This window comes from Microcoleus sp. BM001215392 (genome assembly GCF_036700185.1).
In the GTDB taxonomy this organism is placed as follows: domain Bacteria; phylum Cyanobacteriota; class Cyanobacteriia; order Cyanobacteriales; family Microcoleaceae; genus Microcoleus.
This window is the reverse complement of record NZ_JAUBOJ010000669.1, coordinates 1-1,799: the sequence shown is the minus strand read 5'-3', so window position 1 is coordinate 1,799 and position 1,799 is coordinate 1. Positions and strand designations below refer to the sequence as shown.

At 50.4% G+C, this 1,799-nt stretch carries 1 protein-coding gene; it reads left to right on the top strand.

Annotated elements, in window-relative coordinates; translation table 11 throughout:
- Positions 1-121: 121 nt before the first annotated feature.
- The coding region (locus QT974_RS33995; RefSeq protein ID WP_333472757.1) for a protein kinase domain-containing protein at positions 122-1,799 on the top strand (1,678 nt) is incomplete at its 3' end.

Below are 1,799 nucleotides of genomic sequence, written 5' to 3'. Positions count from 1 at the left end.
ACTACAAACCGGTTTGTAGTGCGGACTTCAGTCCTTTAATTTTAAATTGTAACGCGAAGGTCGATCGCCCTTTTGCCTCAGTATCATATAAATATGCTGCTGATTGCTTCCCGGTTCAGTTATGAGTTATTGCTTAAACCCCGCCTGTCAAAACCCGCAAAATGCCGATCGAACTCAATTCTGCCTGAATTGTGGCACCAAACTGTTGCTCAGAGAGCGTTACCGCGCCATCAAACCCCTCGGTAGAGGCGGTTTTGGCCGTACTTTTTTAGCAGTAGACGAAGACAAACCTTCAAAACCGCGCTGTGCAATCAAGCAGTTTTTCCCGCTATCCCAAGGAACCAGCAGCGCCGAAAAAGCAGCAGAATTATTCAACCGAGAAGCGGTACGGCTGGACGAATTGGGGAAACACCCACAAATTCCAGAGTTGCTGGCGCACTTTCAGCAAGAACGCTATCAGTATTTGGTGCAAGAATTTATAGAAGGCGAGAATTTACAGCAAGAATTGGCGCGGAATGGGCCTTTCAGCGCCAGTCAGGTTCTCAAGCTACTCCAGGATTTATTGCCAGTATTGCAGTTCGTGCACGATCGCAATGTAATTCACCGAGACATTAAACCACCAAATATTATCCGCCGCCGCATTGCTCAAACTCCGATTATTTATACTTACCCAAACTTAACTGGGGAATTAGTTTTAGTTGATTTTGGTGCTGCAAAACTGGTCGAGGGTTTGACAGAAACAGGAACAGTTATCGGTTCGCCGGAATTCGTGGCGCCGGAACAAATTCGAGGTCAAGCGGTTTATGCCAGCGATTTGTACAGTTTGGGCGTTACTGCCATTTATTTGCTAACTCAAATATCTCCGTTTGATTTGTTCGATATCAATCAAGATGTTTGGGTTTGGCGAGATTTTTTGAAGGTTCAAATCGATCCGAAATTAAGTCGCATCCTCGACAAAATGATCGAACCAAGTCTGGGTCGCCGTTACAAATCTGTAGCTGAAGTTATCCAAGATTTGCAGCCGCAGCAGTCGCCCGCGCAAATTCCCCCGACTCCAGTAGCTGCTGCAATTCCCGCGCCGCAGAGGATGCCTGCGGTGCAGAATGCGGTGCCACCAACGGTTGCAGGCACTATTATACCTGTGCCGCCGATGCAGCGGGTTGTTCCCGCACGCGCGCCTACTTGGAGGTGCATTCATACTCTGGTAGGGCATTCCCAGGCTGTCACCTCAGTAGCTTTCAGTCCCGATGGCGCGACTTTAGCTAGCGGGAGTGAGGATAAGACAATTGAGATGTGGAAGTTGGATGCCGGTAAGCGGTGGTACACTCTCACTGGTCATTCTGACTGGGTGACTTCTGTGGCTTTTAGCCCTGATGGCGCGACTTTGGCTAGCGGCGGCCGGGATAAAACTATTCAAATTTGGGATTTGAATAAGGGTAAGTGGTGGTATGCTTTGCGCGGTCACGAGGATAGGGTTTATGCTGTGGCCTTTAGTCCCGACGGTCAGGTTTTGGCTAGCGGGAGTCGGGACAAGACTGTGATGTTGTGGAATTTGAATAAGGGTAGGCCGATGTCGGCTTTAAGCGGTCACGCCGGTGGGGTGGAGGCGGTGGCTTTTAGTCCTGGTGGGGAGTTTTTGGCGACGGGGAGTCGGGACAAGAGTTTGCAGTTGTGGGATTGGCGCAATGGTCGATCGATTTGTACTTTAGCAGAGCACGGGGATTGGGTGCGGGCGATCGCTTTTAGTCCGATTTCCCTTGCCGGTCAGACCCCCCCCAGCCCCCCCTTGGTAAGGGGGG